We start from the raw sequence: 6,776 nt of genomic DNA, 5'->3' as shown, positions 1-6,776 counted from the left end.
CGCTGCTGGTGTTCGTGCCGTGGGGCGAGGACGGCCTGACGCTGGCGCTGCTGCGGCACGACCAGGAGTCCGGGCAGGGCCCGGTCGACCTCGTCCTCACCGAGGTGCTGCTGCGGGCGTACCTCGGCGCGGAACCGCTGGCGGGCGTGGTCCGTGTCTCGCTCAACCTCGCGCCGTCCGACGGCGAGCAGACGTACGCGGGGTACCACCCGCACTGGGCGACCCGGCACCTGCTGTACGAGCGGCGGGCCGAACTCCCCCGGGTGATCGCCGCCGCGGCCTACACGGAGGGCCTGCGGCTGGCTGCCGCGCGAACCGCCCGGGCTTCCCGTTAGACCCCTTCGGGGGTGGCCTCCCGGCGCCCCTCTTCCGGGTTCTTCGGGGCACCCTTCGGGCACCCGTCCGCCGGCCGCCGGCCCCGCCCTCACCGGTTGCGGGGGCGCCGACTTCCGCGAGTTTCCCCGTTCCGTATCCGCGGCGCGGGAATTCCGCCGCTTCGGGCCGGACGTAAGGGTGTTGCCCGGGCGAATGGCAGGCCGGCCGTATTCGACGGGGCACCACTGGCCCTGTTCCGTGGGGAACGCCGACCACATTCGAAAGGTGAGCGCCGGCCACATTCGGCGGGTGAACGCCGACCGTATGAGACGGTTAACGCCGATCGTATTCGGCGGGGAACCCTATACCGGATTTCGGGCCGCGGGCGCGGGGGTTCACCCGGGCGTGGCCGGGCGAAAGGAAGGGTGCCTCCTCCCGGATGGCGGGCGCAGCAGGGTGTACGGGCCCGGCCGCCGCCGCGGCATCACACGGGAGGAGGCGGCACTCATGTTGCCCGGCCCGCGGCGCCGTGTCCCTAGCGGGCAGTCGCCAGTCGCGTTGGCAATGCGTCCACTCGACACGGGGGCTCGTCAGCCGGGCGGCCGCCGCCCGACTCCATTGCCCGCGCCCGGTATTCGGTCGGTGCGACGCCGTACGCGGCGCGGAAGGCGCGGGAGAAGTCGGCGGCGCGCGGGAAACCCCAGCGGGTGGCGATGACATGGACCGCGGTGGCCGCCAACGCCGGGTCGGACAGGTCGCGCCGGGCGCCGTCGAGACGCCGGCCGCGAATGTACCCGGCGACCGTCTCGGCCTCTCCCTGAAAGAGCCGGTGCAGGTAGCCGCGCGAGATGTGGTGCGCCTCGGCGACCCGACTCGGCGTCAACTCCGTTTCGTGCAAGTGGTGTTGAATGTATGACTTGATCTGCAGGGTCAGCGCCCGGGTACGGGTCTCCGGGGCGAGCGCGGCCTCGGACTCCAGGCTCTGCGCGAACATCGCGGCGACCAGGTCCACCAGCACCGTGCCGAGGCGCGGCCCGTCGACCGGGCGGTAGGCCGTGGTGTCCGCGGCGATCCGGGTGAGGAACTGGGCGAGGAGCGCGCCGAATCCCTGCCTGCCGGTGAGGTGCCGGCCGATCACCCGGTCCACCCGGGCCGGCGGCAGGGGCAGCAGCGCCTTCGGGATCTCCATGCCGACGGTGGAGATCGGGCCGTCGCCGGTCCAGATCCGGTATGACCGGGAGGAGTCGTTGACGTGGAAGTCCAGCGCCCGGTAGGTGTTCTCGCTCCGCTCCCAGGTCACGCCCCCGGCCCCGTCCAGGATCAAGGACAGGTGGTAGCTCTCCGGGTCGGACTTGCTGATCAGCCGCGGTGTCCTGAAGAACGTCAACTGCTGGTAAGTCGCAGGCCACATGGCCACCGGGCCGAGGTCGATCAGCCGCTGGCGGGCGTGGAAGTCGGCGGCGCGCTCGCTCTCCAGCCGCAGCGGGGCGTGCGTGCGGTCCATCAGGTCGCGCCACGCGTCGAACCGTTCCGCCGCCGGAAGGTCGTCACTGCGGAACACGGTCTCGGTCAGCATCGGCGACACCAACTCCTTTCGGCCTATGTAACGGTAGGCTCCCACTCCGTACCTGGCCGCGACCGCATACGACGTCGGCCCGGGGCCCGGTGCGCCCACCATCGCGGCCATCCGCCGCGCCCACCAACGCGGCCACGGCTGCCACGACCCTCGAAGGGGTGGACAATTCGGTTGTTTGCTCGAACGACTCGCCCGAATTCGCCGCCTTCTTCCACACATACGCGCGGCGTGCAATTGCAGCGGCTTGGCGCCGAACGGCCGTCTGTATATGATCGCAAAGTGCCCGCACAAGGGCCGTTCCCAATCGGCCGGCCACAATCGAATCCAGTATGGCGCCCCGAACCACTCGCGCCATACGGTCGGTTCGGCCAGGCCCCACACCCGCTCATTCCGGTTGCCGATCGGTGTGATCCAGCGAGCCGCCGCACCCCCGACGGTGAGGACAGGCAGGTGACCCGGGCCGTCAGCAGCGCCCTGCGCAGGCGCCAGAACTGGTGGTCGCCAGCCGCGCGGCACCGCTTGTCCCGGGCCTGCCGCCGTCATCGTCTGTCAGCGTCTCCAGACACCGCCAACCCCGGACGGGCGTTGAGCCGCGTCCTGATTCCTGACTGAGGATCTGATGAGTACTTTGATACAGGAGGCGGCCGCTGCGCTGCTGTTGGCCATCGCGCTGGCCGCCTGCGGTGCGGCTCTGCGGTTCCGCCGTATCGCCCGCACCCGGCAACGGCAGGCCGAGCAGCAGCACGCACAGAGCCACGCCGCGGTACTGGCCGAGCAGGAGCGGGTACGTCAACTCGCCGACCATCAGCGAGCGTTGGAGGACGCGCTGGGCTACCTGGCCTCGGCCGGCCTGGGCGAGGCCACCGCGGCGGCGCTGGAGCCGGGCGAGGACCGCGAGGTCGAGTTCGTGCTGCCGCAGCCGCTGGCCGGCACCCCCGCTGCGCAGCGCATCGAGGAACTGGTCTCCCAGCACACCGCGTTGGTCCGGCAGACCCGGCGCGACACGCAGGACGCCGCCGAACAGCAGGTGGCGAAGGCCCACGAGGACGCCCGCGACGCCACCCGCGCCGCGGTACTGACCTTCGCCTCGGCCCTGGTGAGCCTCGGTGCCGAACTCGCCGAGGAGGTCAGCGGGGGCGTGCGCCGGCACCACGGCGACGACGCGTACGAGACGCTGATGGAGATCGACCACACCGCCCAGCAGATGCTGCGTATCGCCCAGGGCTACATGGTGCTGTCCGGCGGCACCCTCGGCCGCCGGCAGCCGGCCACCGAGTTCACCGACATCGCGCGCGCCGCGATGGGCCGTATCCAGAACTACGAGCGGGTGCGGGCACAGGAGTTGGACCAGGCCGTGGTGCCGCGCGCGGTCGAGGCGCTGGTGCACACCCTGGCGATCCTGCTCGACAACGCCGTCCGCTACGCCCCGCCGACCTCCTACGCGGAGGTCTCCTTCCGGACCGGGCACAACGGCGTGACGGTGATCGTGGACGACGCCGGCCTGCAGATGAGCGCCGAACAGCTGGAACGGGCCCGGGAGATCCTCAGCGGCAGGCAGTCGCTGGACATCCACGCGCTCGGCGCGTACCCGCAGACCGGTTTCCGGGTCGCGGCCCAGCTCGCCGCGCGCTACGGCTTCCGGATCGACCTCGAAGCGCCCAACCTGTTCGGCGGCACCCGGGCGCTGGTGTTCGTGCCCGCCGCGCTGCTGACCACGCTGCCGGCCGACCAGCCCGCCGGCCACCGCGCCGACCAGCCGTACGTCCCCGGACAGGGCCACCCGAACAGGCCGCAGGCACAGTCCGGTTACGCCGGCCAGCACGCGCAGAGCCCGCAACCGGTGCAGGCCGCGCAGAGCCCGCAGCCGGTACCGGCCGCCCAGGACCCGCAGCCGTACACGGCGGCACCCTCGTACGGACCCGACGCCCGCCACGACGGGGCGCTCGGCGCCCAACCGGCCACCACGGCGAGCGGGTTGACCCGCCGCCGGCGCCGGCCGCAGCCGGCGCCCGCACCCGACGCGCCCGCCCCGCCGGTGACCGAGACCCGGCCGGGCCGGCCGGACATCGCCGCCGCGTGGGCCGACGGGTCCCGCCGCGGCCGGGCGCTGTCGGAACCGGCGCCGGCACCGGCACCGGAGAGCCGGCCGGACGAGGGCCCGCGGGAAGATCTGCCGGACCACCGCTGGGGCACCGACCGGCGGGGCACGTCGGAGAACACGTCGGCCACTTCGAAGGGCGATTCCTGACCATGTTGAAAGCTCACGACGACAATGCGCTGGGGTGGCTCCTCGACGAGCATCTCGGCAATTGCCCGGGCGTGCGGTTCGCGGTCCACATGACATCCGACGGCCTGCTCAGCTCGTACACCAAGACCATCGACAAGGACACCGGCGACAAGCTCGCGGCCGTGACGGCGGCGCTGCGGGCGGCCGGGCTGGCCTGGGCCGAGGTCACCGGCCGGCGGGGCGAGTCCAACGCGGTGCGCCAGCACCTGATCGAGACCGACCAGTGGATCGGGCTGACGTCGGCCGCCGCGGAGAACTCGCTGCTGGCGGTCTGCGCCGAACTCGACAGCGACATCGGCCTGATCAGCGAGCGGATGAACGCGCTGGCCCAGCGGGTCGGCCACGAGCTGGTCAGCAGGGAGCGCCGACCCGTCGGCGAGGGAGGTCGGGCGAGGTGAGCGGCCCGCGGCGTGACCCGGATGTGGTCAGGCCCTACGTCCGCACCGGCGGGCGCAGCCGCCCCTCCCGCGACGTACGCCTGGAGTCCCTGGTGATCGCCGCGCCCGCCCCGGTGCAAGGACTGGAGCCGGACGCCCGCCGGGTGTTCGTGCTCTGCCGCGGCGGAGTGCTGGCGGTGGCGGAGATCGCCGCCGGGCTGGAACTGCCGCCGTCGGTGGTCAGGATTCTGGTCTCCAGTCTGATCGACTCCGGCCACCTCGCGGCGCCGGTCCGGCGTACCCGCGCCGACGCGCCGTCCACCGACCTGCTGAAGGAAGTGCTGCATGGCCTCCGCTCCATCGCCTGACGCCGGCCTGTCCGAAGGGATCGGCCCGTCCGGCGGCACCACCCTGGCCGACGACGACGGCGCCGCTACGCCGCTCGGCTTCGACTACCTCCCCTCCACCATCACCCGCTCGGCGAAGCTGCTGGTCACCGGGCCGTTCGGGGTCGGCAAGACCACGCTGGTGGGCACCGTCGCGCCGCTCGTGCTGCGGATGGACGAGCCCATGACCGAAGCCAGCATCGGCGTGGACGACCTGCGCGGCACCCCGCAGAAGACCACCACCACCGTGGCCATGGACTTCGGCCGGCTGCACCTCAACGAGAGCCTGGTGCTGTACCTGTTCGGCACCCCCGGCCAGGTGCGCTTCAAGCCGCTGTGGGAGGGGCTGGCCGACGGCGCGCTCGGCGCGCTGGTGCTGGTCGACACCCGGGACCTGGACCGCTGCCACGACGTCCTGGACCTGCTGGAGGAGTACCGCACGCCGTACGCCGTGGCCATAAACCGCTTCGACGACGGGGTCGAGTACCCGCTGGACGAGGTCCGCCAGGCCCTCGACCTCGACGAGACCACCCCGCTGACCACCTGCGACGCGCGGGACCGGCAGTCGTGCGTCGGCGCGCTGATCACGCTCGTCGAATACCTGTCCACCCGCCAACTGGAGCCCCGCCCGTGACGTCTCCGCCCTACGCCGATCCCGCGCCCGCCGCTCACCCGCCGGGCCGGCGGGTGCCGCTCTACACCCAGGAGTTCGCCTCCGACCCGCACGGCGCCTACGACCGGATGCGGGCGGAGTTCGGCCCGCTGGTGCCGGTGGAGCTGTCCCCCGGCGTCCCCGCCACCCTCGTCATCGGCTACCCGCAGGCGCTGCGCATCCTCAACGACCCGCAGCGCTTCCCGGCCGACCCGCGGGTGTGGCAGCGCGACGTGCCCGACGGCTGCCCGGTGAAGCCGATGATGGAGTGGCGGCCGAACGCGCTGCGCTCCGCCGGCGCGGAGCACCACCGCTACCGCGGGGCGAACACCGCGAGCCTGGACCAGGTCAACCAGCACCATCTGCGGGCCACCGTGGAGCAGGTCGCCGCCGAGACCATCGCCCAGTTCAGCCCCACCGGCGCGGCCGACCTGCTCACGCAGTACGCCTGGCCGATCGCCTTCCGCGTGCTCAACGAGATGCTGGGCTGCCCGCCCGAGATCGGCCAGCAGGTCGCCGACGGCATGGCCGCGATCTTCGAGGGTGTGGACGCCGACGCGGGCAACGCGATGCTCGGCCAGGCGGTGCGCAACCTGACCACCAGCAAGCGCACCACCCCCGGCGCGGACATCACCAGCTGGCTGATCGGCCACCAAGCGGCGCTCTCCGACGAGGAGATGGACCACCAGCTGGTCACGCTCTACGGCGCCGGTATCGAGCCGACCACCAACCTGATCACCAACACGCTGCGGCTGCTGCTCACCGACGACCGGTTCTCCGGCAACCTGCACGCCGGCAGCCTGTCGGTGCGTGACGCGCTGGACGAACTGCTCTTCACCGACCCGCCGATGGCGTCGTACTGCGTGTCGTACCCGCCGCGGCAGATGGACGTCGACGGGGTGCTGCTGCCCGCGCACCAGCCGGTCGTCATCTGCATGTCCGCCGCGAACAACGACCCGTCGATCGGCGCGGCGCCGTCCCACCGGGTCGGCAACCGCGCCCACCTGGCCTGGAGCAACGGCCCGCACGCCTGCCCGGCCAAGTCGCACGCCTACCTGATCGCCGAGACCGCCCTGGTCCACCTCGTCGACGCGCTGCCGGAGATGGATCTGGCCGTCCCCGCCGAGGAGTTGACCTGGCGGCCCGGTCCCTGGCACCGCGCGCTCGCCGCGCTGCCGGTCAC

Annotated in this window: 6 protein-coding genes and 1 pseudogene; 6 read left to right on the top strand and 1 reads right to left on the bottom strand. The window is 72.5% G+C overall.

Annotated elements, in window-relative coordinates; all coding sequences use genetic code 11:
- Positions 1–335: pseudogene (locus AC13HU_RS28520) on the top strand (hypothetical protein); the annotation flags it as partial.
- A 515-nt stretch (positions 336–850) separates the two neighbouring features.
- On the opposite strand, the gene AC13HU_RS28515 reads toward AC13HU_RS28520, so the two are convergent.
- Entirely contained in the window at positions 851–1,891 is a 1,041-nt protein-coding gene (locus AC13HU_RS28515) for an AraC-like ligand-binding domain-containing protein (protein WP_483044837.1), read from the bottom strand.
- Between the two features lie 619 nt (positions 1,892–2,510).
- Between AC13HU_RS28515 and AC13HU_RS28510 the strand changes: the two genes are divergently transcribed.
- The 5 genes from AC13HU_RS28510 to AC13HU_RS28490 form a co-directional block, all read left to right on the top strand.
- The gene (locus AC13HU_RS28510; RefSeq protein WP_483044836.1) at positions 2,511–4,139 is read left to right on the top strand and encodes a sensor histidine kinase; all 1,629 of its coding nucleotides are present in this window, start codon (positions 2,511–2,513) and stop codon (positions 4,137–4,139) included.
- A 2-nt stretch (positions 4,140–4,141) separates the two neighbouring features.
- Positions 4,142–4,576 carry a roadblock/LC7 domain-containing protein gene (locus AC13HU_RS28505; protein WP_483044835.1) on the top strand — a complete coding sequence of 145 codons (435 nt, stop codon included), beginning with the start codon at positions 4,142–4,144 and terminating at the stop codon, positions 4,574–4,576.
- Positions 4,573–4,923: a DUF742 domain-containing protein gene (locus AC13HU_RS28500; RefSeq protein WP_483044834.1), complete on the top strand. Its 351-nt coding sequence runs from the start codon at positions 4,573–4,575 to the stop codon at positions 4,921–4,923. Before AC13HU_RS28505 ends, AC13HU_RS28500 begins: the two co-directional genes overlap by 4 nt.
- 43 nt (positions 4,924–4,966) lie before the next feature.
- Positions 4,967–5,575 (top strand): GTP-binding protein, encoded by a 609-nt coding sequence (locus tag AC13HU_RS28495; RefSeq protein ID WP_483044838.1) that lies wholly within the window; start codon positions 4,967–4,969, stop codon positions 5,573–5,575.
- Positions 5,572–6,776, top strand: a 1,205-nt coding sequence (locus tag AC13HU_RS28490) for a cytochrome P450 (RefSeq protein WP_483044833.1), incomplete at its 3' end; no start/stop codon positions are given. The genes AC13HU_RS28495 and AC13HU_RS28490, both read left to right, overlap by 4 nt.

It is taken from the genome of Streptomyces sp. NH27, assembly GCF_056859195.1.
This window is presented reverse-complemented; position numbering and strand designations above follow the sequence as displayed.